21 protein-coding genes are annotated in these 25,288 nt (G+C 69.8%); 10 read left to right on the forward strand and 11 right to left on the reverse strand.

What is annotated here, in order from left to right; translation table 11 throughout:
- Positions 1 to 11: 11 nt before the first annotated feature.
- The 7 genes from sctJ to sctV all read right to left on the reverse strand — a co-directional run bounded on the left by sctJ (position 12) and on the right by sctV (position 6,883).
- Entirely contained in the window at positions 12 to 788 is a 777-nt protein-coding gene (gene sctJ / locus RXV79_RS04050) for a type III secretion system inner membrane ring lipoprotein SctJ (RefSeq protein ID WP_316702192.1), read from the reverse strand.
- Positions 789 to 796: 8 nt separating this feature from the next.
- Complete coding sequence (locus tag RXV79_RS04055; protein WP_316702193.1) at positions 797 to 1,207, reverse strand: hypothetical protein; 411 nt, start codon at positions 1,205 to 1,207, stop codon at positions 797 to 799.
- 80 nt (positions 1,208 to 1,287) lie between these two features.
- Positions 1,288 to 1,494 carry a hypothetical protein gene (locus tag RXV79_RS04060; protein ID WP_316702194.1) on the reverse strand — a complete coding sequence of 69 codons (207 nt, stop codon included), beginning with the start codon at positions 1,492 to 1,494 and terminating at the stop codon, positions 1,288 to 1,290.
- A gap of 149 nt (positions 1,495 to 1,643) precedes the next feature.
- Entirely contained in the window at positions 1,644 to 2,801 is a 1,158-nt protein-coding gene (locus RXV79_RS04065) for an FHA domain-containing protein (protein ID WP_316702195.1), read from the reverse strand.
- A 1-nt stretch (position 2,802) separates the two neighbouring features.
- Positions 2,803 to 4,521, reverse strand: a complete 1,719-nt coding sequence (sctC, locus tag RXV79_RS04070; protein WP_316702196.1) for a type III secretion system outer membrane ring subunit SctC — start codon at positions 4,519 to 4,521, stop codon at positions 2,803 to 2,805.
- Positions 4,522 to 4,529: 8 nt separating this feature from the next.
- Positions 4,530 to 4,796, reverse strand: a complete 267-nt coding sequence (gene sctS, locus RXV79_RS04075; protein WP_201806057.1) for a type III secretion system export apparatus subunit SctS — start codon at positions 4,794 to 4,796, stop codon at positions 4,530 to 4,532.
- A 14-nt stretch (positions 4,797 to 4,810) separates the two neighbouring features.
- Positions 4,811 to 6,883, reverse strand: a complete 2,073-nt coding sequence (sctV, locus tag RXV79_RS04080) for a type III secretion system export apparatus subunit SctV (protein ID WP_316702197.1) — start codon at positions 6,881 to 6,883, stop codon at positions 4,811 to 4,813.
- A 276-nt stretch (positions 6,884 to 7,159) separates the two neighbouring features.
- On the opposite strand from sctV, the gene sctQ reads away from it, so the two are divergent.
- Both sctQ and sctR read left to right on the forward strand, forming a co-directional pair.
- Positions 7,160 to 8,296, forward strand: coding sequence for a type III secretion system cytoplasmic ring protein SctQ (gene sctQ / locus RXV79_RS04085; protein ID WP_316702198.1), 1,137 nt, complete (start codon positions 7,160 to 7,162; stop codon positions 8,294 to 8,296).
- A gap of 12 nt (positions 8,297 to 8,308) precedes the next feature.
- On the forward strand, positions 8,309 to 8,968 hold the full coding sequence (sctR, locus tag RXV79_RS04090; RefSeq protein WP_316702199.1) for a type III secretion system export apparatus subunit SctR: 660 nt from the start codon (positions 8,309 to 8,311) through the stop codon (positions 8,966 to 8,968).
- Between the two features lie 6 nt (positions 8,969 to 8,974).
- Here the strand turns inward: sctR and RXV79_RS04095 are convergent, their stop codons facing one another.
- Positions 8,975 to 11,620: a helix-turn-helix transcriptional regulator gene (locus RXV79_RS04095; RefSeq protein WP_316702200.1), complete on the reverse strand. Its 2,646-nt coding sequence runs from the start codon at positions 11,618 to 11,620 to the stop codon at positions 8,975 to 8,977.
- Between the two features lie 289 nt (positions 11,621 to 11,909).
- On the opposite strand from RXV79_RS04095, the gene RXV79_RS04100 reads away from it, so the two are divergent.
- The 4 genes from RXV79_RS04100 to RXV79_RS04115 all read left to right on the forward strand — a co-directional run bounded on the left by RXV79_RS04100 (position 11,910) and on the right by RXV79_RS04115 (position 19,084).
- The gene (locus RXV79_RS04100) at positions 11,910 to 14,864 is read left to right on the forward strand and encodes a YncE family protein (RefSeq protein WP_316702201.1); all 2,955 of its coding nucleotides are present in this window, start codon (positions 11,910 to 11,912) and stop codon (positions 14,862 to 14,864) included.
- Positions 14,865 to 14,936: 72 nt separating this feature from the next.
- Positions 14,937 to 16,358 carry a cytochrome ubiquinol oxidase subunit I gene (locus RXV79_RS04105; RefSeq protein ID WP_316702202.1) on the forward strand — a complete coding sequence of 474 codons (1,422 nt, stop codon included), beginning with the start codon at positions 14,937 to 14,939 and terminating at the stop codon, positions 16,356 to 16,358.
- A gap of 60 nt (positions 16,359 to 16,418) precedes the next feature.
- The gene (locus RXV79_RS04110; protein ID WP_316702203.1) at positions 16,419 to 17,498 is read left to right on the forward strand and encodes an autotransporter outer membrane beta-barrel domain-containing protein; all 1,080 of its coding nucleotides are present in this window, start codon (positions 16,419 to 16,421) and stop codon (positions 17,496 to 17,498) included.
- Positions 17,499 to 17,500: 2 nt separating this feature from the next.
- Complete coding sequence (locus RXV79_RS04115; RefSeq protein ID WP_316702204.1) at positions 17,501 to 19,084, forward strand: caspase family protein; 1,584 nt, start codon at positions 17,501 to 17,503, stop codon at positions 19,082 to 19,084.
- Positions 19,085 to 19,097: 13 nt separating this feature from the next.
- Here RXV79_RS04115 and RXV79_RS04120 read toward each other — a convergent pair whose 3' ends face one another.
- Positions 19,098 to 20,195: a lipid A-modifier LpxR family protein gene (locus RXV79_RS04120; RefSeq protein ID WP_316702205.1), complete on the reverse strand. Its 1,098-nt coding sequence runs from the start codon at positions 20,193 to 20,195 to the stop codon at positions 19,098 to 19,100.
- A gap of 128 nt (positions 20,196 to 20,323) precedes the next feature.
- Between RXV79_RS04120 and RXV79_RS04125 the strand changes: the two genes are divergently transcribed.
- Positions 20,324 to 21,214: an amidohydrolase family protein gene (locus RXV79_RS04125; RefSeq protein ID WP_316702206.1), complete on the forward strand. Its 891-nt coding sequence runs from the start codon at positions 20,324 to 20,326 to the stop codon at positions 21,212 to 21,214.
- A gap of 6 nt (positions 21,215 to 21,220) precedes the next feature.
- Positions 21,221 to 21,838 carry an alpha-ketoglutarate-dependent dioxygenase AlkB gene (locus RXV79_RS04130; RefSeq protein ID WP_316702207.1) on the forward strand — a complete coding sequence of 206 codons (618 nt, stop codon included), beginning with the start codon at positions 21,221 to 21,223 and terminating at the stop codon, positions 21,836 to 21,838.
- Between the two features lie 75 nt (positions 21,839 to 21,913).
- Here RXV79_RS04130 and RXV79_RS04135 read toward each other — a convergent pair whose 3' ends face one another.
- Entirely contained in the window at positions 21,914 to 22,762 is an 849-nt protein-coding gene (locus RXV79_RS04135) for a hypothetical protein (RefSeq protein ID WP_316703977.1), read from the reverse strand.
- Between the two features lie 184 nt (positions 22,763 to 22,946).
- On the opposite strand from RXV79_RS04135, the gene RXV79_RS04140 reads away from it, so the two are divergent.
- Together RXV79_RS04140 and RXV79_RS04145 are read left to right on the forward strand one after the other, a co-directional pair.
- Entirely contained in the window at positions 22,947 to 23,756 is an 810-nt protein-coding gene (locus RXV79_RS04140) for an SDR family NAD(P)-dependent oxidoreductase (protein ID WP_316702208.1), read from the forward strand.
- Positions 23,756 to 24,058, forward strand: coding sequence for an ATPase with chaperone activity (locus tag RXV79_RS04145; protein ID WP_316702209.1), 303 nt, complete (start codon positions 23,756 to 23,758; stop codon positions 24,056 to 24,058). Before RXV79_RS04140 ends, RXV79_RS04145 begins: the two co-directional genes overlap by 1 nt.
- Positions 24,059 to 24,065: 7 nt before the next feature.
- On the opposite strand, the gene RXV79_RS04150 is transcribed toward RXV79_RS04145, so the two are convergent.
- On the reverse strand, positions 24,066 to 25,244 hold the full coding sequence (locus RXV79_RS04150) for a GGDEF domain-containing protein (RefSeq protein ID WP_316702210.1): 1,179 nt from the start codon (positions 25,242 to 25,244) through the stop codon (positions 24,066 to 24,068).
- Between the last annotated feature and the right edge of the window lie 44 nt (positions 25,245 to 25,288).

Here is a 25,288-nt window from a genome sequence, read left to right on the forward strand (position 1 = left end):
CGCCTGAAACCTCAGCGCCGGAGCACCTGGCGGCGCACCCAGGTGCGCCAGTCGAGGCCCTGGCGGCGCAGGAGCGTGGGCAGCGCCATCACGCACACGGCGGCGGCCAGCAGCAGGACGAGCAGCACCACGGCCGTCTGCGTCGGCATGCCCAGCACCTGCCGCTCGCCCGGCACGGTGCCGGGCGCCGCGTCGGCCGTGCGGCGTGCTTCGAAGAGCGAGAGCGACACCTGCTCGTGCGTCAGCCCCTCGATGCTGTGGGCCACCATCTCCTTCACCGCGGGTGCGAGCAGGCGCAGGTCCACGTCGGGGCGGTGCTTGATGAAGACGGCGGCCGACGAAGGCCGGATCTTGTCGCTCAGCGGGTCGTTGGCCGGGATCACGACGTGCACGCGCGCGGTGACGACACCGTCGACCTTGCGCAGCGTCTGCGACAGCTCCTGCGACACCGCATAGATGTAGCGCATGCGCTCCTCGGCGGGCGTGGAGACCAGGCCCTGCTTCTGGAACACGTCGCCCATGCTGGCGTAGCGGTCGTGCGGCAGGCCCTGCGCGCGCAGGATGTCGAGCGCGCGGCCGAGCCGGCCTTCGTCGACGAGCACCTGCCAGTTGTTGCCCTCCTGGCGCTCCTTGGCGGCGTCCACACCATCGGCGGCCAGGGCCGCGACGATCTCGTTGGCCTCCTGCTCGTTGAGGTTGGAGTAGAGGCCGACCTTGCAGCCTGCGAGGCACAGCAGCAGCACGAGCGCCGCCAGCCCGCGATGGAAGAAAGATGCGGGGTGCGTCACGGCCAGCCTCACTGCTGGTTCTTGAGCAAGGTGCCGAAGAGGCTCGTGGCCGCGCTCGCGAGACCCGTGGAGATGTGCATCTTGGTGAACATCATGTGGGCCTCCAGCGAGTGGTCGGTCATCAGGAACATGGTCTTGATCGGGTCGCGGAAGTCGACCGACTCGAGCATGCTGCGGCGCATGTCCTCGAACGAGCGCACGTTGCCGCTGAGCTGCGCGGCCATGGCCTTGGCCGCGTCGGAGATCGAGCCGGTGTCCATCGCCGTCATCGTGGGCGCCGGCGCACCCTGCATGAGCTTGGCGAACATCTGCGTGTCGCCCGGCGCGAAGCGCGAGGCGGCAGTGGCCTGCTGCTGCGCCGGACCGGCGATCTCGGGGGTGGCCGCGGCGGCGGCGCCCGAAGCAACGGGATCTGTCATGGTTCACCTCCTGCTGAAAGGCATGGGCATCGAGAGGCCCGCGCGGGCGGCCGGTGCCCGGCCACCGCGCGCGGACGGACTCACGACGACTTGGCCGACTGGCGGATGTCGTTGCCGGTCGACTTGGCGACTTCGCCGCCGGCCGCGGCCGCGCCGTTCATCGTGTGCGCGGTGGACGAGGCGGCCTGGATGCCGACCGACACCGTGGTGCTGGTCGCCATCAGGTCGGCGTTCAGGCGCATGGCTTCGAGCATCTGTTGCTTGGAGTCTTCGATGGGTGAGGGCATTTCTCTCTCCTGTGGGATGTGTGATGCCGTGCGTCAGCACGGGCGGTGAAAGTCCCGTCCGGTTGGACGGGGGCATTCCCCGCGGCTCGCGCGCCGCCGCGTGGAAATCGGGGAAGCGAACCGGGGGTTCGCAGGGTGTCGGGTCGTGTTCATCGGGTGGCCTTTGCGGCGCCGTTGGGCGCATCGGGGCTGGCGCCGAGCACCAGGCCGTCGGCACCGATGCGCTTGAGTTCCTGGCCGGAGCGCAGCACGGCGCCTTCGTAGTAGCGGCTGCCGTTGGCGAGCTGGATGTGGCGCAGGCCGTTCTCGTCTTCGGTGATGCTGACCATGCGTGCGGGCAGCACGCTCTGCCAGCCGTCCCATTGCTGCTTCGCGTTGCTCGCCTCGGTGACGGGCTTCTCGCGGTACTGCACCTTGTCGGAGACGAGCACGTGGGGGTGCAGGTCCTCGCCGAGGCGGCGGATCTTCTGGCGCACGGCGCTGTCTTCCACCGTGCCGCTGAGCACCAGGCGGCCCTGGCCGGCGTAGGTGACGGCGACACCCGGGTCGCCCACGTAGCGGCGGGCCTGCTCGACCATGTCTTCGGCGGCGTGCACGTTCACCGTCACCTTGGGGCCGAAGCGTTGCAGCGCCTGTTGCAGCGCCTCGCGCCGCTGGCGCGATTCGACATAGCCGCGCACGGTGACCTGCCCACCCGGCGCCCCGACCACCTGCGCCTCGGGGAAGGGCACGAGCGCCTGCTCCACCTCGGCGAGGTTGACGCTGCCGGCCCCCGCGTGCGAGCCGAGCGCATTGCCGCCCAGGCCGACCGCTGCCAGGCTCACGAGCGCGAGCGCGGCCACCACGCCGCCCACCAACAGGCGCAGCGAGGGCGTGCGGCTCGGCGCGGCCGGCGCGCCGGCGCCAGGGTCAGACGGCACGGCGTGCAGCGGCGCGAACATGCGGTCGTCGTGTTCGCTCGCGGGGTAGCTGCGGTCGAGCTGGAAGTCGATCGCGCCCACGCTCACGATGTCGCCGGCGACCACGCTCTTGCGCGGCTGTGTCATCTCTTCGCCGTTGAGCCGGGCACCGGCGGTGCCGACCTTCTGCATCGTCACCACCAGCTCGCCCACGGTGAAGACGAGGTGGCGCGGCAGCACGTCGCCACCGGGCAGCATCACCTCGCACTCGCCGCCCGAGCCCAGCACGTTGGCACCCGGCTTGAGCACGATGGTGCGGCCCTTCACGGCACCGCTGAGGAAGCGCAGGCACCAGTGCGCCGTGGGGGTGCGGGGCTGCAGCGCGTCGGTGAGAGGCAAGGCGCTCATGTCAGCCTCCAGCGGCAGATGCGGCCGCCGCGGCCGCGGCAGCAGGGGTGACCAGGCGCGGCGTGAGCAGGTAGAAGCGCTCCATGTTCACCTGCTTCTTGTCGCTGTATTGGAAGAGCTTGCCCACCAGCGGGATGTCCGACAGCAGCGGCACGCCCGAGCTGACGTTGCTCTTTTCCTCGGACGAGTAGCCGGCGATCAGCAGGCTCGTGCCCTCGTCGACCAGCGCCTGCGTGTTGACGGTGCGCCGGCGCACGATGGGAATGCGGTCGACCGAGGCCGCGCTCAGGTCGCCGTCGACGATGTCGATCGACATCAGCACGCCGCGCGCGCCCTTGTCGTCGACGATGAGGGGCGTGACACGCACCGCGGTGCCCGCCGTCACGCTGAAGAGGCCGGCGTCCTGGAAGCCGTCGACCCGCACGTAGAACTCGCTCAGGTTCTCGAGCACCGCCTCGGTGTTGTCGAGCGTCATCACCTTGGGCCGGGCGACGAAGTTCGCGTCGCCCTTGGTGGCGAGCGCGCTCACGCGGGCCAGCAGGTAGTTGCGGATGTCGTTGCCGATGGCGGCGGTGAAGACGAGGCCGAGCGGCGTGGTGGCGCGGGTGGTGCCGCCTTCGGTGGTGGCATTGCCCCAGGTGAGCGGCGGCGCGTCGCCACGGCCGGTCTGCACGTCGGCATGGCGACCGTTGGCGCGCCAGTCCACGCCCAGGCTTTGCAGCCGGTCGGTGCTGATGTCCATGATCGTGACCTCGATCTCCAGCAGGCGCGGGCGCACGTCCATCGACTCGATGAGGCGCGCGTACTGCGCCATGCGGTCGGGCGTGTCGCGCACCAGCACGGCATTCATGCGGGTGTCGGCCTGGAACTGCGGCAGCTCGCCGCTCGCGCTCATCGACGACACGCCGCCGAGGGTGTCGTCACCACCCGCGGGTGACACGCCCGGCAGCTCGAGCTTGGGCGCGTTGACCACGTCGCCGCTGCGCATCTTGATCTGCCGGTTGGGCCCCACGCCCAGGGCCGAGCCCGACGAGCGGCCGCCCGAGCCGCCGGCCGCACCCGCGTGGCGCCCATAGAGGCTGCGCAGCACGTTGGCCACGCCGGGGATCACCGTCTCGCGGCCGCTGCGGTTGATCTTGAAGTCGGCCGCCCAGGCGTACTTGAGCGGGAAGAGGCGGATCTCGGCGCCGTCGGCGAGCGCGGTGCGCTGGTCGACCAGGCGCACCGCCTGGCGCACCATCTCGACGTAGCGCTTGGGGCCCGACACGTGCACCGTGCCGTCGTCGCGGCTGATGGTGAGCGGGTAGCGGCTGTCGGCGATGCGCAGGCGCGCGAGTGTCTCGGAGATGCGCGCCGCGTTGGCGCTCGCGATCGGCAGCACCTCGCTGCGCGCGTCGGCGGCCAGGTCGACGTAGAGGAAGGCGCCGTCGTAGTACCAGGTCAGCCCGTTGGTCGTGCACAGGTTGTTGAGGATGGTCAGCGCCGACACGCCGGCGAACTTGCCGCTGATGACACCCGACACCTTGCCGTCGATCACGGCGGTGGTGCCTTGCGAGGCGGCCAGCTCGCGCAGGAAGTCGGGCAAGGGCTTTTCGTTGGCGACGATCTGGAACGGCTTGCCGCGCCACGGCAGCTCGGCCGCGCCGCTGTGCTGCGCGAGCAGCAGCAAGGCAAGGCCGAGCAGCGCAAACGCGTAGCGCTGGAAACTCGACTGAACCATGCTGGCGCTCACGACAGCAACCCCAGGCTCTGGAACGCCCGCTCGGCGAAGCGCATCACGTCGCGCCCCAGCCAGCCGGCGGTGGCGACGATGGCCACCATCACCGCGATCAGGCGGATCGACTGGCCGATGTTCTGGTCCTGCACCTGCGTGACCGCCTGCAGCACGGCCACGAGCAGCGAGGTGACGGTCGACACCAGCACCACCGGCAGCGAGACCCACAGCACGATGAGCAGGCCTTCGCGGGTGAAGTCGAGGATGTTCTGGGGGGTCATTCGAATGGTGAGGTTCAAATTGCCTGCGGGTTGGTGACCCAGCCCACGGGTTGCAGGTGGACGTCTTCGTCGAGCTCCTGGTACGAGAGCACCGGCAGCAGCGGCGCCACCGGCTCGATCAGCGTCTTGACGTAGCGCCGCACGTCGGACGAGGCGATGGCCACCACGCGCCCGGCGCTCGCGCCGAGGATGCGGCGCACCTGCTCGCGCACGTCCTGCGCGGCGGCGGGGCTCAGCAGCAGCAGGTTGCCGCGCGGCGATTTCTCGATCGCGTTCTGCACCCGCTCAAGCAGGGCCGACTCGAACATGATGGTCTCGAGCTGTCGGCTCGCGCCGACGTAGCGGCTGGTGATGTAGTGGCCGAGGTCAATGCGCACGAGCTCGGTCAGCGCAATGGCGTCGGGCTCCTTTGGGCCCCAGGTCGCCAGGCTCTCGAAGATGGCGTGCAGGTTGCGGATGGGGATGCCCTCCTGCAGCAGGCGGCGCAGCACTTCGGCGATGCGCTGGGCCGGCACCACGCGCGACACCTCGGCGGCAAGCTCCGGCGCATCACGCTGCACCCAGTGCAGCAGGCGCTGCACTTCCTGCAGTCCGATGAGCTGGCGCACGTGGCGGCGCACGGTGTGGTCGACGTGCAGGCCCACCACCTCCTCTGCGCGCCAGGCCTTCGTGCCGGGCTCGGGGCTCGCGGTCCACACCACGCGCGGGAAGGGACCGAAGGGCTCGGCCACCTCAGCACCGGCGGGCGGCGACACGGCCTGCGCCGGGTCGATGAGCCACCAGCCCGGGCGCAGCACGCCTTCGGACACCACCACGTCGTGCACCAGCACCTGGTAGCCGTGTTCACGCACGGCCTCGGCGTGTGCCACCTGCAGGCGCGGGAACACGGGGCCGAGGTCCGACTCGACCGACGCCTTCACGGCGGTGAGCTGCTGGTCGAGCGCGAAGCGGTCGAGCGCGACATGCAGGCTGCTGGACAAACGCACCGCCAGCGGCGCGGCCACGGCGTGGTCGCCTTCGGTCTCTTCCGACACGGCGGGGTCGCGGTGCGAGATCCAGGCCGGTGTGCTGCGCCGTGCGCCCGCCCAGCGTGCGGCGAAGGCCGCGCCGAGCAGCGCCAGCGCCAGCAGACCGAACACCCACTTCGGGAAGCCGGGCACGAGCAGGAAGCTGCCGACAGCCAGGCCCGCGATCATCAGCGCGCGCGGGTGCGCCATGAGTTGCTCGCCGATCTGGCGGGCGAGTTGCGTGTCGTGCTTGCCGCCTGTGGTGACGCGCGTGATCACCACGCCGGCCGCGATCGACACCAGCAGCGACGGAATCTGCGACACCATGCCGTCGCCCACCGTGAGGATGGCGTAACGCTGCAGCGCGGCGCCCACGCTCATGTCGTGCATCAGCGTGCCGATGGCGATGCCGGCCAGGATGTTGACGAGCGCGATCACGATGCCGGCGATGGCGTCGCCCTTCACGAACTTCATCGCGCCGTCCATCGCGCCGTGAAGCTGGCATTCCTGCTCCAGCAACTGGCGGCGCTTCTGCGCCTGCGCGGTGGAGAGCGCGCCGGCACGCACGTCGGCGTCGATGCTCATCTGCTTGCCCGGCATCGCGTCGAGCGCGAAGCGCGCCGCCACCTCGGCCACACGCTCCGAGCCCTTGGCGATCACGATGAACTGGACGATGGCGATGATGAGGAACACCACGCCGCCGACCACCACGTTGTTGCCGACGATGAGCTTGCCGAAGGTGTCGATGATGTGGCCGGCATTGGCCTGCAGCAGGATCAGCTTGGTCGACGCGATGTTGAGCGCCAGGCGAAAGAGCGTGGTGAAGAGCAGCAGCGACGGGAAGGTCGAGAGCGAGAGCGCCGACGGCACATACATCGCCACGATCAGCAGCACCAGGCTCACCGCTAGGTTGCAGGCGATCAAGAGGTCGAGCAGCGGCGTGGGCAGCGGCAGCACGAAGAGCGCCACGATGGCCACGAGCATGCCGGCCAGCACCAGGTCGTGGTGCCGGCCTGCGCTTCGCATCAGGTCACGCAAGCCACTGCCGGTGGGCTGGAAGCTGGTGCTCGTGCTGGCCATGGATGGGGTGCGGGTGTGGGTTGAAGGCGTGTCGCCGCGCGCACGGACCGTGAGAAAAGCCCGTGAGAAATCGCACGATCGGGCGGACTCTAAGTGGCGCATCAGGCCCGCAGCAACCACGAGTTCTCGTAGCCACGTGTTCCCTGATGACGCACTGCTGACTACGAATTTGCGTACTTTCTCGACGCGGATCGTTTGGGTACGCTGCGTCGCCCCGACCCCCTCGACACCACTTGCGAAGGGATGGCCCTGACACGCGGATGTCACGTTGATGGAGTGAGTGCAGAGATGGTGGCCACGCTGGTTCACGACGCGGTGACGGAGCTCGGCGCGGCGACGCTTCTGCCGCGGGCCGACGAAGCGACCGTGCGTGCGCTCAACCGTCTCTACGCGAGCGCGGCGCTGCACGCGGTGACGGCAGGCGGCAAGAATTACCGGCTCGCCTGGCGGCTCGATGGCGCAGCCGAGGGCGGCCTCTACGAACGCTACCGCTTCAAGCTCGGCCCGCACGTCGGCCACCTCGGCCTCGATGCGCCGAGCGTCGAGGCCCTGCTCGGCGAGCCGCGCGGCCACCTGCTGCCGCGCGACCTGCGCTACATCCTGCTCGCCGACGCGTTGCACCCGCTGGTCGACACGCTGGAGAAGACGCTGCGCCTGCACTTCGAATGGCAGCCGCCTGATGGTGACGCGCGCGAGCCGCGCGGGCCGCTCGACGATCCTCAGCGTGCCGCGGTCTTCACCGCCGCATCGGAAGACGGTGCCACGCGGCTGCGCGGCTTCATCCAGCTGGAGTCGCCCGCCGCACTCGACGCGCTGGTGCCGCCGCACGTCCGTGCTCGATCACCCGCCGGCCCCACGAGCCCGATGGTGGACGCGCTGTTCGAGCGCCTGCGCTTTCCGCTGGCCTTTCGCATCGGCACCACGCCCATCCGCTTGCGCGAGGTGGCCAGCATCCGGCCCGGCGACATCGTCAGCATCGAGCAGTGGGCTTCGTCGGGCGCGGCCATCGTGCTGACCGCCGAGCTGGGGGGCCACGCGGGGCGACAACTCGTGGCGCACGCCGAAGGCTCGCGCATCACCGTCCAGCAATCGAAAGAACCTGCCATGAACCGAGACATGCCCCTTGCCGCCCCCGCTGCGGCGGCCGACGCCGCCGAGCCGAGCGCCCATCTGCCCATCGACCGGCTCGACGCGCTGGAGGTGGCGCTGCGCTTCGAGGTGGGCGACCTCTCGCTCTCGCTCGGCGAACTGAAGAACATCCGCCCCGGCCATGTGTTCGACCTCGGCCAGCCGCTCAACCGCTGCACGGTGCGCATCGTCGCGCACGGCAATGTGCTGGGCAAAGGGCACCTGGTCGCGGTCGGCGACCGCCTCGGCGTCAGGGTGTCGGAGTTCGCGCCCAACGAGATCTGAGGCGCCGCGCGCATGGAATCCGGACTGCCCGACCCGCTCACCCTCGTCGCGCTCATCGTCGCCTTCGGCATCGCGCCCTTCGTGGCGCTGATGGTGACGAGCTACACCAAGCTCGTGATCGTGCTCGGCCTGCTGCGCACCGCGCTTGGCCTGCAGCAGACGCCGCCCAACATGGTGCTGAACGGCATCGCGATCATCCTGTCGGTCTACATCATGGCGCCGGTGGGCATGGACGTGTCGGACGCGCTGCGCAACCGCAGCTTCGGCACCAAGGGCGAGGGCCTCAACGACATCATGGCGGTGGTCGATGCGGCGAAGGCGCCGCTCAAGGAATTCCTGAAGAAGCACACCCACGAGCGCGAGCGCCAGTTCTTCCTGAAATCGGCCTCGTCGATCTGGCCGCAGGCGCGTGCCGAGAAGCTGCAGTCGGACGACTTCATGGTGCTGGTGCCGAGCTTCACGCTGAGTGAGCTGACCCGCGCCTTCCAGATCGGCTTCATCATCTACCTGGTCTTCGTGGTGGTCGACCTCATCGTGGCCACCGTGCTGCTCGCGCTCGGCATGTCGATGATCGCGCCCACGACCATCTCGCTGCCGTTCAAGCTGCTGCTCTTCGTGATGCTCGACGGCTGGACGCGCCTCGTGCACGGGCTGGTGCTGTCGTACCGCTGAGGCGGCTCACTCCACCAGCTGCAACTCCCGCCCCCGCGCCACGGCGCTGGTGCGGCTCGTCGCGTCCAGCTTCATGTAGAGATTTCGCAGATGCCACTTGATGGTGTTGAGCGCCATGCCCGACGCGCGGCTGATCGACTTGTTGCACAGCCCCTTCGACAGCAGCTGCAGCACCTCCAGCTCACGGTCGGTCAGCGGCTCGCGCGCCGGCACGGCAGGCGCCGCAGCGCCCGCCACCTGATGCGCCTGCGGTGACACCGGGGCCAGCGCCGTCAATCCCAGCCACTGCCGGAACGGCTTCGCCGGCAATGCGATCTCGAGCTTGCCCGCCGCAAACGCCGAGCGGATGAAGGTCGAGAACCGCGGCACGTCATCGAACACCGCCCGCGAGAAGCCCGCCTTCTGGTCGTGCATGAGGCTGCGCTTGAGCACCTCGTAGGCCAGCTTGTCGCGCCCCGCGCTCCAGTGGCACACCGCCAGCGCGAAGTCGAGCGACATGCGCCGTGCCACGCGCCCCGCGCCGTCGGCACTCTCGCGGATCACCTGCAGCAGCGCCCGCGCGCGGTCGTGCTCGCCGCCCTGCATCGCCAGCAGCGCGGTCGCAAAGCCGCAGCGTGCCCACGCCTCCTCGTAGCGGCGCGGGGCCGACCATTCGCCGTGGCCTTCGCGCTCGCGCAGGCCGAAGCTCGCCGCCGTGGTGTCGGCCAGCGCCACATCGTTCGACTCCAGCCCGAGCCGCACCTTCTCGTAGCAGATCTCGGCGAGGTAGCGCGGGTGGCCCACGTCGTCGAGCACGCTGTGGGCCACGTCGAGCAGCCCGATGGCCTCGTCGAAGCGGCCTTCCATCGCCTTCAGGCGCGCGAGCACCACGTGGGCCGCGCAGTACACCCAGGGCGTGGAGCACATCGCCACGTGGGGGATGAGCTCCAGCAGCAGGGCGCGTGCGCCATCGAGGCGGCCACGCTCGTAGCGTGCGCAGGCGAGCGTGACGGCGGCGTTGACCCACGCGGGCGACTGCGGTGCGCTCTTGAGCGCGGCGTAGTTGCGTGCCGAGATGCGTGCGGCGCTGCGCAGGTTGCCCTGCTGGTACTCGGCAGCGCACAGCAGCGTCTCGGTGTGGCTGGTGAGGTAGGGCGTCACGCAACGCACGCCGATGTCGCGCGCGCGCAGCGCCATGCGGCGCGCTTCGTCGAACTGGTTGCGGCCGAGCAGGCTGGTGGCTTGCGCCGCGATGAGGATACCGGTGAAGAAGGGGTCGGGCATCTGGTCGCCTTCAAGGTAGCGCTCCACCGACTCCTGCTTGCCGAACACATCACCGCAGATCAGCCGGTGCAGCACCCGGAAGCGGTACTGCACCACCTCGTTGTGCTCGCGCCCCGGGTGGTTGCGCGCGAGGTAGAGGATGCGCCGCGCCTCCACCAGCCGGTGCGCGAGCACGAGGCTGAGGATGTAGGCGCAGCAGATCTCGTCGCGGCTCACGATCTCGTCGCTGCTCAGGTGCGCGAGCCAGCGCATCACCACCAGCGGGTCGCCTTCGCGGATCCAGTCGACGGCGCAGGTGTCCATCGCGTCGACCAGCCAGGCGCGGTCGTTCGAGGCCAGCGCATGCTTGAGTGCTTCTTCCTTCAGCCCTTGTGCGAGGAACCAGCGGCTCGCCTTCTGGTGCAGCGAGGGGATGGCATCGGGCTCTTCACGCGCCAGCCGGTCACGCGCGTAGCCGAGCAGCAGCGCGTGCAGGCGGTACCACTGGCGCTGCTCGTCGAGCGGAATGAGGAAGAACTCCGACTGCTCCAGCCGGTCGAGCAGCGCGTAGCCGCCTTCGTCGCCGGTGAGGGCGTTGCACAGCGCGCCGTTCAGCCGGTCGGCGATGGCGCAGCGCACGAGCAAGCGCTGTGTCTCGGCGGGCAGGTCGCGCAGCAGCACCTCGTCGAAGTAGCGCACCACGCCGCGGTGCGCGCCGTTGAAGTTGTCGGCGCTGGCGGGCGCTTGCGCGCCGAGGGCGCGGAACGCGAGCTTCACGCCGGCGCACCAGCCTTCGGTGGTGGCCATCACGCTCGCGATCTCAGCCTCGGCCCACGTGCGGCGGTGCAGGGTGAGGGCGAGGGCGCGGACCTCCTGCGCGTTGAACGCAAGGTCTCGCGCGCCGAGCACTTCGCACTGGTCGCTGAGCTGCAGCTGGCTCACGCACAGGCCCGGCGCGCAGCGGCTCGCCACGATCCAGTGCACATGGGCGGGCGAGTTCAGCACGAGGTATTCGACGGCGCGGATGAGGCCTTGGCCATGGCCGTTTTCATGCAGCGCTTCGAAGCCGTCGACCACGATGCACAGCCCCTGCGGCGCGCGGTCGAGCGTGTCGAGCAGCATCGCCACGCCCAGCGAGTCGGCGGTGGGCAGCGCCTCGGGCAGCGTCACGCCCGCGGCCTGCAGCGCCGCATGCAGGTAAGTGAAAACGCGAGCCTGCCGGACGATGAGCGCATCGAGCGACAGCCAGGCCACCTGCCGCTCGCCGCGCACGCTGTCGTGCCACTGCGAGAGCGACGTGGTCTTTCCCGAGCCGGCCGGCGCCACCACGGCGAGCAGGCGCGCACGCGAGGCGGCGTCGATGCGCGCCACCAGCGCCTCGCGGCGCACGGCCGAAGCCGGCAGCAGCATGGGGCGCAGCTTGGCGGCACAGACAGGCTGACCTGTCGACAACTCAGCAGCAGCCTGCATCAACGCTCGCACCTCTTCCTTCACCGCATGACCGCGGTTCGCCGCGAAATCTAGGCCTCACCCCGGGCAACGCCTATTAGGTGCAGCCCCGAGCCGGCGGAGGGGGGCGGCCCACCCTTTTGAACGTTGATCCGCGTGGCCCTCGGGGGATACCGTCCGCGCCTTTGTTGCAGCCAGCTAGAGGAGACAAGGCATGAGTGCTCATAACAGGTTCAGAGGATTCAGCGGCTTGCGGTCACGCCTCGCGGCGATGCTCGCAGCACCGCTGGTGCTGCTTGGCGCCGTGCAGGCCCAGGCCGCGATCACGTTCGACAGCGGGCCGGTGCGGCCGGTCGCGATGTCGCCCGACGGGCGCAAGCTCTTCGCCGTCAACACGCCCAACAACACGCTCGAGGTGTTCAACGTGGCCGCCACGGGCGCACTGACGCTCGCATCGCGCATCCCCGTCGGCCTGGAGCCGGTGGCGGTGGCCGCGCGCAACAACGACGAGGTGTGGGTGGTGAACCACCTCTCCGACAGCGTGAGCGTGGTCACGCTCGCCGGCGTGCCGCGCGTCACGCGCACGCTGCTGGTGGGCGACGAGCCGCGCGACATCGTCTTCGCCGCCAATGGCCGCGCCTTCATCACCACCGCCCACCGCGGCCAGCACCGCAGCGATTCGTCGATCTCGGGCGTGCCCGGCGCCGGCGACCCGCAGCTCACCACGCCCGGCGTGGGCCGTGCCGACGTGTGGGTCTTCGACTCGGCCTCGCTCGGCACCACCTTCGGCGGCACGCCGCTGAAGATCATGACCTTCTTCTCCGACACGCCGCGTGCGCTGGCGCTGAGCCCCGACAGGAACACCGTCTACGTGGCCGCCTTCAAGTCGGGTAACCAGACGACGGTGGTGCCGGGCGACTACATGTGCCCCGACTTCTCGCCCAACCCCTGCGTGCGCAAGGGCGTCACGGTGCCGGGCGGCCAGCTCGGGCCGGCTACCAACTACGAAGGCCATCGTGCGCCGGATGTCGGCCTGATCGTCAAGTTCGACAACACCCGCCGCCGCTGGCTCGACGTGGCAGGCCGCGACTGGACGGCCGCGGTCGGCTTCAACATGCCCGACCTCGACGTCTTCTCGGTCGATGCCAACGCGCTCACGCAACGCGCTGCCATCCCGCACGTGGGCACCACGCTCTTCAACATGGTGACCAACCCGGTGACCGGCAAACTTTACGTGTCGAACACCGAGTCGATGAACCACATCCGCTTCGAAGGCTCGGGCGCCTACGGCGGCAGCACGGTGCAGGGCCAGATCGCCAAGACCCGCATCACGGTCGTCAACGGCAGCACGGCCACGCCGCGCCACCTCAACAAGCACATCGACTACACCAAGCTCGCCGGGCAGGCGGGCTTCGACCCCACGGCCAAGGACCACAGCCTCTCGACCCCGCTCGACATGGTGGTGAGCCGCGACGGCCGCACGCTCTACGTGGCCGCCTTCGGCTCCAGCAAGATCGGCGTCTTCGACACCGCCACGCTGGAGGCCGACACCTTCAACCCGCGCACCCAGAGCGCGCGCTACATCACCGTGAGCGGCGGTGGCCCGAGCGGCCTGGTGCTCGACGAGACGCGCAACCGCCTCTACGTCACCACCCGCTTCGACAACGCGGTGAAGGTGATCGACCTCGCCACCAACCGCGAGATCGCCGCCGCGGCGATGCCCAACCCCGAGCCGTCGGACGTGGTGGCCGGCCGCCCCATGCTCTACGACGCCAACCGCACCAGCGGCAACGGCGAGTCGGCCTGCGCCGCCTGCCACACCTTCGGCGGCAAGGACGAGCTGGCCTGGGACCTCGGCGACCCGAACGGCAAGGTCGAGAAGAACCCGATCCCGATCAACCTCAACCCAGAGATCGGCACCGTCACCTTCAAGATCACCCACCTGAACGGCACGAAGAACGCCGACGACTTCCACCCGATGAAGGGCCCGATGACCACGCAGACGCTGCAGGGCCTCAGCAACTCGGGCGCGATGCACTGGCGCGGTGACCGCTCCAACGGCTTCTTCGGTGTCGACGGCTACATCGGCTCGGCCGACAACAACATGAAGCGCGCCGCCTACGGCGACAACGAGGTGCTCAACTTCCGCAACTTCATCGTGGCGCTCGGCGGCCTGCTCGGCAAACCCACGCCGACCAGCGGCCCGACACCGGAGGACGTGGGCATCATGGACCGCTTCACCGCCTTCCAGCTGCAGGTGCAGCTGCCGCCGAACCCGGTGCGTGCGTTGAACAACCAGCTCAGCGCCTCGCAGCAGCGCGGCCGCGACATCTACTTCGGCCCGCGCAACCTCGATGGGTCCATCCGCCCGTTCGACGGCCTGCCCGGCCTGCAGCCGCTGGCCGACCTGCGCGGCACCGGCCGTGCGTCGTTCACCTGCGAGGGTTGCCACAAGATCGATTCGGCCAACGGTCGCTTCGGCACGCAGGGCGAGTCGAACTTCGAAGGCGAGACGCAGATCTTCAAGGTGCCGCACCTGCGCGACCTCTACACCAAGGTCGGCATGTTCGGCACCAAGGAGTTGACGACGGTGCGCCTGCCCGGTGCGCCGTTCCAGGGCGATCAGATCCGCGGCTTCGGCTACATCCACGACGGGTCGATGGACACGCTGTTCCGCTTCCTCAACCTGTTCCAGTTCAACGACCCGCTGATCCAGTTCGACCGCATGCACCGCGGCACTTCGTCGGAGCTCACGGCGTTTGCGCTGATGTCGACGAGCTTCTTCCAGATGGGCTTCCCGGTCGACAACAGCCGGGCGCAATCGATGCAGCGCGACGTGGAGCAGTTCCTGCTCGCGATCGACACCGACCTCGCACCCATCGTCGGCCAGCAAGTGACCTACAGCCGCGCCACGGTGCTGAGCGCCGGTGCGCGGGCCGACCTGCTGAAGGCGCGGGCGGCGGCGAACTTCACCTCGAAGATCCTCGGCGGGACGGTGAAGGAATGCGAGCTGGTGGCGCGTGCGGTGAGCAACGGGCGGCCGGTGAGCTACCTCTACCGGCCGGCCTCGGGCAACTTCGCGAATGCCTCGGGTGCGGTCGTCTCCGACACCACGCTGCGCTTCAACGCCATCACCGATGGCACGGAGGTGACCTACACCTGTGCGGTGCCGGGCACCGGCGTGCAACTGGCATTCGGTTCCTGACGTGTCGTCCTGATCGACTGACCTCAACCCCTCGCGGCGGTCGGGCCTGCTGGGCCCGCCGCCGCTTTTTTCATGGGTTCATCCGCCATGCAGTACTCCGACGTCGACGCCTCACGGCTTCTCTTCGGCTTCACCGCGGCCTACCACTTCCTCTTCGTGCCGCTGACCATCGGGCTCATGGCCCTGATGGCGGCCTTCGAGGGATGGTCGCTGCTGACGGGCAGGCCGGCGCTGCGGCAGGTGGCGCGATTTCTTTCCTGGCCCTTCGTCATCAACTTCATTTGCGGCGTGCTGACGGGCTACCCGCTGCGCTCGCAGATCGAGCTGCACTGGGCCGGCTATGCGCAGGTGGTGCAGGGCATCGTGGGGCCGGTGTTCGCGTTCGAAGCGCAGGTGGCGCCCGTGCTCTTCACGCTGGTGGCGGTGGTCGCGCTGGGCTGGCACCTGAAGCCGATGCTGCATTTCCTCGCGAGCACGGCGCTGGCGGTGGTGCTGGTGGTGCAGTCGACCGCCATCCTGATGATCAATGCGTGGATGCAGTGGCCCGAGGGCGCCGAGTTCGTGGGCGGCCAGGCGCGCATTGCGTCGGTGACGGACCTCGCGGGCCACCCGCTGGTCGCGCCCAAGGTGCTGCACACCATTGCGGGCGCGTGGGTGCTGGCCGGCATGGTCGCGGTGGCGATCTGTGCGTGGTTCCGCCTGAAGCATCGGCACGCCGAGGTGGCCAGTGCGGGCCTCAGGGGCGCGGCGGTGTTCTGCCTGGTCTCGCTGGTGATCACCGCGCTGGCGGGGCATTGGAGCGGCGAGCGGCTGGTGCGCTACCAGCCGATGAAGTTCGCGGCGATCGAGGCGCTGTGGGAGACGGACGGGCGCAATGCCGACTTCCTGGTCGCCGCCGTGCCCGACAGGTCGGCGCAGCACAACCGCTTCGAGCTCGCCGTGCCAGGCGCGCTGGGCTGGGTGGTCGACACCCGCGAGACGCCGCTGCAGGGCTTGAAGGCTCTCGCCAGGGACTCGACGGCCGGCCTGCCCAACGTCGGCCTCGTCTTCTGGTCGTTCCGGGCCATGCTCGTGGCCTGGGGCTTGATGACGGTGCTGGTGCTGCTCGTGCTGTGGCGCACGCCCGACCCGCAGCGCCGCGTCGGCCGCACGCTGCTGCGCGCCTGCGTGGTGGCCCTGCCGCTGCCGTGGATCGCAATCGAGGCGGGCTGGATCGTCTGCGAGTCGGGCCGGCAGCCCTGGGTCATCACCGGCGTGCTGACCACGGCGCAGGCGGCGGGCAAAGTGCCGGCGGCCGAGGCGATGCTGCACCTCCTGCTGGCGGTGGAGCTTGGCGCGGTGATGCTGTGGGTCAACGTGAAGCTCCACCTTGCGCATGTGCGGCGGGGCTTGTCGCTGGTGCCGCAGGAGGTGCCGCAGGAGGTGCCGCAGGAGGTGCCGGCGGGGCTGGCCGCGGCTGGACGAAGGTCACATCCGGCCGTCTTAGGGGGCTGAAAACCACCGTGGCACGCCGGGCCGGCGCTAAGCTCCGCGCAGACCAGGAGGTGCCCCATCATGTCTCTGCGCTCCAGCATCCCGCCGCTGGCTCTTCTTATGGTCTGCGCGCTTGCGCAGGCCCAGAGCAAGACGCCACCCCCATGCCCCGACGACAAACGCGGTGAAGACTGCGCCGCCGCCGAAGAGCAGGACCGGCGCGTGCGCAACAACGAGGCTGCGGCGCCGCAGGTCGTGGGCGATGCCCCGCTCGGCCCGGCCGGCGGCCCCGGGGGCCCGGCGCCTTCGCTGCGCTTCGAGCGCGGCCCGCTCAAGGTGCGCAACTTCGGGGTGAGCCTCGCGGTCGACCATGCGCTGTCGCCGCAGTGGGTGCTGGGGGGCGTGGTCAACGTGTCGAAAGGCAAGCTGCAGCGCCAGCAGACCGAGTTCGACTCCACCAATGGCACGCCGCCGAACGTGATCCGCAGCGACACCACCGTCGACACGCGCAGCACCTCGCTTGCGGCCTCGCTCAGCTACTTCACCCGCGATGCGATTGCCATCGACGGTGCGTTCTCGCTCATGCGCACGCAGCTCGAGACGCGCCGCATCAGCAACGACACCGACCAGTTCACCGGCGAGAACGTGAGCAACGCCTGGGGCCTGTGGCTGAGCGCGAGCCGCATCTGGCGCTTCGGGCCACGCGCCGTCGTGCCGCAGGTCGGGCTCGAATACACCGACACCCGCACCGGCGCGCTCACGGCGATCTACCAGGACCTGTCGGACCCGCTGAACGGCGCCAACGGCACGGTCGGCTTCCGCGTGGGTGAGCAGAAGCAGCGGGTGCTGGCGAGCGTGCTCAGCGCGCAGCTGCAGCAGCCGATCAGCATGCGCTTCGGCACGCTCACGCCCTATGGTCGCGTCACCTGGCGCCAGCGCCTGTGGAAAGACGCCGACCCGATCCTCGGGACGAACAGCAACGGCCTCACGCGCGAGCTCGACCCCGACAGTGCCGAGAGCCGCAGCTCGATCGGCCTCGCGGCCGGCGTGGTGCTGCAGCTCACGCGGGGCATCAGCAGCTTCGTCGACGTGTCGCACCGGCGCGGCTCCAACGATCTGCAGGAAACGCGCGTGGGGCTGGGTCTGAAGTTCGAGATCTAGAGATGAGAACGCTCGTCGCGCTCGGCGCACTGGCGCTGGCCGCCTGCGCGAGCGGGCCGGCCACGGCACCGGCCAACCTGTCGGAAGAGCAGCTGATGATCGTCGACTGCCTGCTGCCGGGGCAGGTGCGGCAGCTGGGCAACTTCGCCACGTCGCTCTCGGCGCGCCGCCCGCAGAAGCTGCCAGCGCACGAGTGCGCGCAGGCGGGGGGCGAGTTTGCGCTGGCGTCGAAAGACCCGGCGCGTGCGCTCGCGATCTGGCTGCCGTTCGCGCAAGCCGGCCAGGCCGAGGCGCAGACGCAGGTGGGCGAGATGTATGAGCGCGGCATCGGCACCGTGGCCGACCCCGCCACCGCGGCCTCGTGGTACGCCCGTGCGGCGGCGCAGGGCGACAGCCGCGCGCTCATCAACCTCGCCTCGCTGCACGAGCGTGGCCTTGGCGTGAAGCGCGACCCGGTGCTGGCCGCGCGCCTTTTCCGGCAGGCGAGCGGGCAGGTGGGGGTGCCGGGGCGCATCACCATCGACCTGGTCGACCCGGTGATCGTGGTGCCCACGCCCGAGGCGGAGGGCGCATCGCCGCTCGTGCCCTTGCGTGGCGAGGGCGTGCGGCGCGAGATCCGCGGCAAGGTGAGCAGCGATGCGGGGCTGCGCCAGCTGATGTTCAACAACAAGCCGCTGGCGGTCGATTCACAAGGGGTGTTCCGCGCGGAGATCGATCTCTCGCAGGGCGGCTCGGAGGCCCGCTTCACCGCGGTCGACCGCCAGGGAGGCCAGGCCTCGCTCAACTTCCGCGCCGTGCCAGCCGGCAACACGCCGCCGCCGACCCGGCTCAACCACGGCCTGCCCAACGCGCGTTTCCACGCGCTCATCATCGCCAACCAGGCCTACCGCCACTGGCCGAGGCTCAACAACCCCGTCAACGATGCGCAGGACTTGAAGCGCATGCTGGAGCAGCGCTACGGCTTCGAGACCACGCTGCTCCTCGACTCGACACGGCGCGATCTCTTCGCCACCTTCAACACGCTGCGCACCAAGCTCAAGCCCGAGGACAACCTGCTCGTCTTCTACGCCGGCCACGGCGACATCGAAGAGAGCACGCAGCGCGGCTACTGGGTGCCGGTCGATGGCGAAAAAGGCAACCGCAGCAATTGGGTCTCGGTGGTCGACGTCACCGACCAGATCAACGCGCTCGGCGTGCGCCAGGTGCTGGTGATCGCCGACTCGTGCTACTCGGGCACCATGGCGCGCACGGCGCTGCCGGTGGCCGATGCCGACCTCGTGGGCGAGCGGCGCTGGGAGGCGCTGCGCGCGATCTCGCAGCTGCGTGCGCGTGTGGCGATGACGAGCGGCGGGCTGGAGCCCGTGGTCGACGGCGGTGCGGGGCGCAACTCGCTCTTCGCGAGCAGCCTGCTGGAGGTGCTCGATGCGGTGCACGAGCCCATCGAGACACGCCGCCTCTTCGATGCCGTGGCCGCGCGTTTCAGCCTGCGTGCGCAGCGCCTGAAGGTGCAGCAGAAGCCGCAGTACGCGCCCATCCGCTTTGCCGGCCACGAGGCGGGCGACTTCGTCTTCGTGCCGCGCCGCTGAGCGGGCCGAGCCCCTAGCGGCGGAAGCTCTCGATGTCGTCGGGCCCGGCGTCGTAGTCGCGCACCAGGCGCACTTCGCCGTAGCTCTGGATCTGCCCGTTGCGGCCGTAGGGTGTGTGCGCGGTGAACTCGGCCGAGCGCCGCTTGATGCGGTATTCGAGCCGCCACTCGCGCGACAGGCGCTGCGAGATGCCGAAGGTCGACATCCACACCCCGCGCTTGAGTTCGATCTCGGGGCGCGGGCCGTAGGTGCGTCCCTCGATCAGGTAGTTCGACGCGACCGCCGCCACCTGGAACTGCGCGAAGAAGGTGCTGCGCCGCAGCTCGCCGGCCGCGAAGTGGTTCTGCCGGTTGTTGAAGTCGACGGTGAAGAAGTCACCTTCGTCTGGCGCGCCGAAGACCCGCGTCTTCTCGCCGGCCACGAAGGTGATGCCCGCGGCCACCAGGTTCTTGATCGTGCCGACGGTGGCGCGGCCGTGCAGGTGCACCGCGCCCCAGTGCGGCAGGGGCGACTGGTCGAAGTAGCGCTGCGTGTGGGTGAAGGTGCCCTGCAGCGCCAGGCGCGGCCGCACCTGGTAGGCCCAGCCGTTGGGCAGGCCGTCGTCGATCAGGCGGTGGAAGCCCGACTGCACCTCATCGCCCCCCGCGGCCGGGCCGACCACGCCGATGCGGATGTCGAGCGCGCGGTGGTGCTGGCCGCGGTAAGCGAAGGTGCCCATGCCGTAGGACAGCAGCGCCGCGTAGGGCCGGTCGTGGATCTGCGGCGTGCTCGGGTCGACGTCGTTGGGCGTGTAGATGTTGTGGCCGAGGAATTCACCCGCCGTCGCGGCCTGGCCGCCTTCGCCCTCGATGCCGAACCAGTCGCGCCCGAGCTCGCGCACCCGTTGCAGCGGGCGGTGCACCGGGCGGCCCTGGCGGTAGCTGTGGGCGTAGTGGAAGCCGTTGGTGTACCAGCGGTCGGTGCTGATGGTGGCGCGGCCGAAGAAGTCGTTCTCCAGCGCGAAGGCCCAGCCTTGCAGGCGGCCTTCGTGTCCTGGCTCCTGTGCCAGCGCCGTGGGGGCACCCACGGCCAGGGCGCCCAGCATCACCGCACCGCTCATCAACGCTCGCATGTCGTCTCTCCTCCCTGTTCTGGCAGCCCGCGACCATATCCCGTGGCGGGCAGGGGGCGCATCCTGCCGACGGGCGATGCGGGCGCTTGTGTTGTATAGATGCGGGGTCGAGGCTCCCCGTTCTGCTCATGCCCACGCTCCACCTGCTCACCCGCCGCGCTGCGACCGCGGCCCTGGCCGCCGTGCTGTTCATGCCGGCGCTTGCGTCGGCCGCGCCCGCGTATGCCGGCCCGCTCTTCGATGCGCACCTGCACTACAACGTGGAAGCCGTCGACCCGCACCCCATCGACGATGTGCTCGGCCGCATGCAGCGCAGCGGCGTGCGCGCCGTCATCGCCAACAGCCGACCCAACGACGGCACCAAGGCGCTCGCCGCGGCGCGCGAGGCCACGAAGAAGGCCGGCGTCACCGTCGTGCCGTTCGTGCGCCTCTACCGCAACCGCGCCGACTACACCGGCTGGCCCACCGACCCGAGCATCGTCGACATGGTGCTGCGCGAGCTGGCCGCCGGCACCGCAGCCGGGCCGTATCGCGGGCTCGGCGAGTTCCACCTCTACGACAGCAAGAACGCCGACGGCCCGACCGCCAGACGCCTGATGCAGCTCGCGCAGGAGCGCGATCTCGTGGTGCTCGCGCACGTGGACGACGTGGCGGTGGAAAAGCTCTTCGCGCATGCGCCGAAGGCCCGCATGATCTGGGCCCACACCGGCATCGGCGGCGTGCCCATCGAGCGGGTGCGGGCGCTGCTCGACAAGCACCCCACGCTGTACGGCGAGCTGTCGTACCGGCCGGGCCTGACGGTCGACGATGGAAAACTGAGCGCCGCGTGGAAGGCGCTGCTGAGCGAGAAGCCCGAGCGATTCTTCGTCGGCTCCGACACCTGGACCAACGGCCGCTGGCCCGAGTATGAAAACCTGATGCGCGAGGCGCGCGCCTGGCTGGGCGGCCTGCCGCCGGCCGCGGCCCGACGCATCGCGTGGGAGAACGGCGCGGCCATGTTCGGGCTGACGTCGCCTTGAGCTTGCATGCAGCCGGGCCTCTTCGCCGACCTGCCGCCTGCGCTGCCCGACGGCGCGGCGTATGAAGACGACTTTCTCTCGCGCGACGAAGAGGCCGCGCTGCTGCCGCTGATCGGCACGCTGCCGCTGCAGGAGGCGAAGTACAAGGACTACACCGCACGCCGCCGCGTGGTGAGCTACGGTGGGGTGTTCGACTACGACACCATGGAGCTCAAGCCGGCCGGCGAGCTGCCCGCTTCATTCCACTGGCTGCGCGAGCGGGCCGCGCGCTGGCTCGGTGTCGAGCCGGCCGATTTCGTGCATGCGCTGGTCGCTGAATACCGCCCGGGCACGCCGCTCGGCTGGCACCGCGACGTGCCGCAGTTCGAGTGCGTGGTCGGGATCTCGCTCGCCGCGCCGACGCGCCTGCGCTTCAGGCCGTATCGGCGTGACACGCCGGAGAAGGTGCAGCGCGCCGACATCGTGACTGTCGAACTGCAGCCCCGCTCGATCTACAAGCTCACCGGCCCGGCGCGCTGGGCCTGGCAGCACAGCGTGCCGCCGGTGGAGGCGCTGCGCTACTCGATCACCTTGCGCACGCCGCGTGGGGTGATGCCGCGCGGGTTCAAGCCCACGCTTCGCTGAGCACGCTCGCCACCCGCTCGGGCGCGAGGCGGCTGGTGCCGGGCCGGCCCTCCACGCGCGCGAAGGGCGAGAGGTTCAGGCGCCGAGGCGGCGGAACTCGCGCTGCTTCATTGCGAGGTATTCGCCGCGCTCCACCTCGTGTAGCTGCCGGGCGTATTGCTCGGTGGCGCTGAACCAGCGCTCGAGCCGTTGGGCCCGCTGCTGCGGTGCCGGGGCGGCCAGCGAGGCGAGGTACGCCTCGATCGCGAGGTAGTAGCGCATGGTGTTGCGCTCGATCGCGCCGCGCATGCCGCCGATGTAGGCGTCGCCACCGGTGCGGGTGAAGCCCACCTTGCCGGCACCGGCCGTGGCGAAGTAGCCCTGCATCGCGAGCTTGGCCGCCATGCCCATGCCGTAGGAATAACCCAGGTGCAGGTAGGTGCGCTTGCCGCCGTCGAGCGGAATGGCCTGGAGCTGGATGCGGAAGTCGCGCGTCGAGAAGGGGCCGCTGTCGGCGCCCAGGCGCAGGCTCATGTAGTCGTCGGTGCTGGCGAGCGGCTTGAGGTTGAACGCGACGCGGTAGGCGTCTTCGAGCGGCTGGTCGTTCTTGCGGCCGATGTGCACCACGAGTTCCTGGCCATTGACCACGCACTGCTTGGTGTTGACCTGCAGCATCAGGATCTCGCACAGCGCGCCCGGCTGCTGCAGGTGCTCTCGCGCCAGGGCGAAGGGCTGCGGCATCACCGCGTCGACGCTGCCGCTCAAGGCGTTGCCGCCGTCGCTGCTTTGCACCACCAGCGGCCGCTGGAAGGGGCTTTGTTCCATCTGTGCGGCGAGCTGGGCGTGGCGCTCGCGCAGCGCCTGGGCCGATTCGGGGGCCGCGTGGGCCGCCGCGGCGAGGGCGGCGAGCGCCGTGACCAGGAGCGACCTGCCGAGCAGGAACATCGATTGCAAGGGCTGCGCAAAAGGTGCCAAACGGGTCTCCCGGTACTGCTGAGGATCGCGTTTTGAGGGGCTTCGCCTGCGGCAGTTCCCACTTTCGTGCCCCCGGGCCGTGAAATGCTGCCGCTGCCCCTCGCTGGTTTGCACTAGGCTCTGCGGTTTGCACACACAGACGGAGACGGTTTTCATGGGCAGCAGACTGCAGGGCAAGGTGGCGGTGATCACGGGCGCGACCAGCGGCATCGGCGAAGCGACGGCGCGCAAGTTCGCGGCCGAAGGCGCTTCGGTGGTGATCGCCGGGCGCAGCGTGGAGCGCGGCGAGGCGCTGGCGAAGGAGCTGGGTGAGCGGGCACTTTTCAAGGCGGCCGACGTGATGCGCGAGGCCGACATCGCCGCCCTGGTCGACACCGCCGTGCAGCGCTTCGGCCGACTCGACTGCATGTTCAACAACGCCGGTGGCAACACCCCGGGCACGCTCGACGACGTGACCGAAGCGCAGGTCGACTACGCGATGAAGCTGCTCTTCGGCAGCGCGCTCTTCGGCATCAAGCATGCCGCGCGGGTGATGAAGGGGCAGGGCGGCGGCAGCATCATCAACAACTCCAGCATTGCCGCGCACCGGCTGGCGCAAGGCGCGATGCTGTATTCCAGCGCCAAGGCGGCGGTGAGCCACCTCACGCGATTGATGGGCGTGCAGCTCGGGCCGGACAACATCCGCGTGAACTCGATCTCGCCCGGGGCGATTGCCACGCCCATCTTCTGGGGTGGCGCCTCGACCGCCAGCGAGGAAGTGAACGCCAAGCGCCTGGCCAAGCTGCAGCAGAACCTGGCACACGCCACGCCCACGCCGCGCGCCGGCCTGGCCGACGACATCGCCAACGCGGCGCTCTTCCTCGCCAGCGACGAAGGCAGCTTCGTCAACTGCCACGACCTGGTGGTCGACGGCGGGCGCATCTGGCAGTTCAACGAGCGGCCCCGCGAGGCCGCCGCCGGCTGATGTCCGACGAGTACCAGATCGAGATCCCGCCCTCGTTCATCGCGCTCTTCGTGCCCGAAGGGCGCCTCAAGCCCACGGCGTCGTTTCGCGAGATCCGCGAGCGCTACGAGTACTGCGAGGATCTGGCCAACATGCTCACCGAGACGGCGAGCACGAAGCTCTGGCAGCTGGGGGTGGCCGAGTCGGATGTGCTGGAGCGCGTCGGGCAAGGTCTGGCGGGCGGGCAGGCCGGCGTCAACGAGGCCGAGGCGCAGTGGGTGCTGCGCCGCCTGGCCGAGCTGCTGGGCTGGGGCGCGCCCTGACGGCGCCTCACATCGCGAGGTCGAAGCTCAGCTCCTTCTGCTCGCCATCGGTGTTGCCCGCCAGGCGGCCGCGGCCGGCGGCCTTGGCCTGGTAGAGCGCGGCATCGGCGCGCAGCAGCAGGGCGTCCATCGTGTGGTCGTCGGGCTGGCGCACGGCGATGCCGGCGCTGTAGTCGATGAGCTCGCTGCCGGTGTCGCGGGCGAACTTGACGAGCCAGCCGCGCAGGCGCTCGTCGAACCGCAGTGCGTCGGCGGCGCTCGCGCGTGACATCAGCACGCAGAACTCTTCACCGCCGTAACGGCAGACCAGGTCGCCCCCACGGGTGCAGGCGCGCAGGCCTTGCGAGACCGTCTGCAGCGCCGCGTCGCCGGCTGCGTGGCCGTGCCGGTCGTTGATGCGCTTGAAGTAGTCGATGTCGAGCATCAAAAGTGTCAGGGGCTCGTCGTAGCGCACGGCGTGGGCGAGCAAGGTGTGCGCCCGCTCGAGGAAAGCCTGGCGGTTGAGCAGGCCGGTGAGCCCGTCGGTCTGTGCCTGGCGACGCAGCTCACGCTCGGCTTCTTCGCGCCAGGCGGCCAGCAGGCCCAGCGTGCACAGCGAGAGCGCCACATGGTTGAAGAAGACCGCGGCCACGTTGACCGGGTGCGTGGCCCGGTAGAAGGGGTAGGCGTCGGTGAAGAAGGCGCCGAGCACACCACGCCAGAGCGTCACGACCATGAGCGCCGCGAAGCTTGCGAGCACCAGGCCGCGCCAGCGGCGGCCGATGTGCGCTGCGGGCCAGGCGAGCGCCACGCAGATCGTCAGCATCTGCAGCGCGTAGAGCGCGTTGGAGGTGCCCACGCGGACCGGGTAGCTCGGGTAGGTGAGGAAGTAGACGGCCGGGATGGCCGCCACGAGCGCCCACATGAGCCGCTGCCCGGGGCGTGGGCCGAGCCAGTGCTGCAGGGCCGACCACAGCATCGCGAAGCTCAGCGCCAGGAGGCCCAGCGCGACCGACGTGAGCGCGCGGTCGTGCAGCTTGGGTGCGATGAGGAAGACCGCCCAGCTCATGCCCTGCAGCACCATGCTGCCTTGGAACAGCCGGGCAGCGCTGCTCACCTGCCAGCCCATCAGCAGGGGCAACGCGAGGGCCGTGGCCCACACGTTGGCCAGCAGCACCACGAGGATGGTTTGGATGTCGAGATTCATGCAGTGCAGCACTGCATTCTGGACCCGGGCGCGAGGGATGCGCT

Source organism: Piscinibacter gummiphilus, from assembly GCF_032681285.1.
GTDB classification, from domain to species: Bacteria; Pseudomonadota; Gammaproteobacteria; order Burkholderiales; family Burkholderiaceae_C; genus Rhizobacter; species Rhizobacter gummiphilus_A.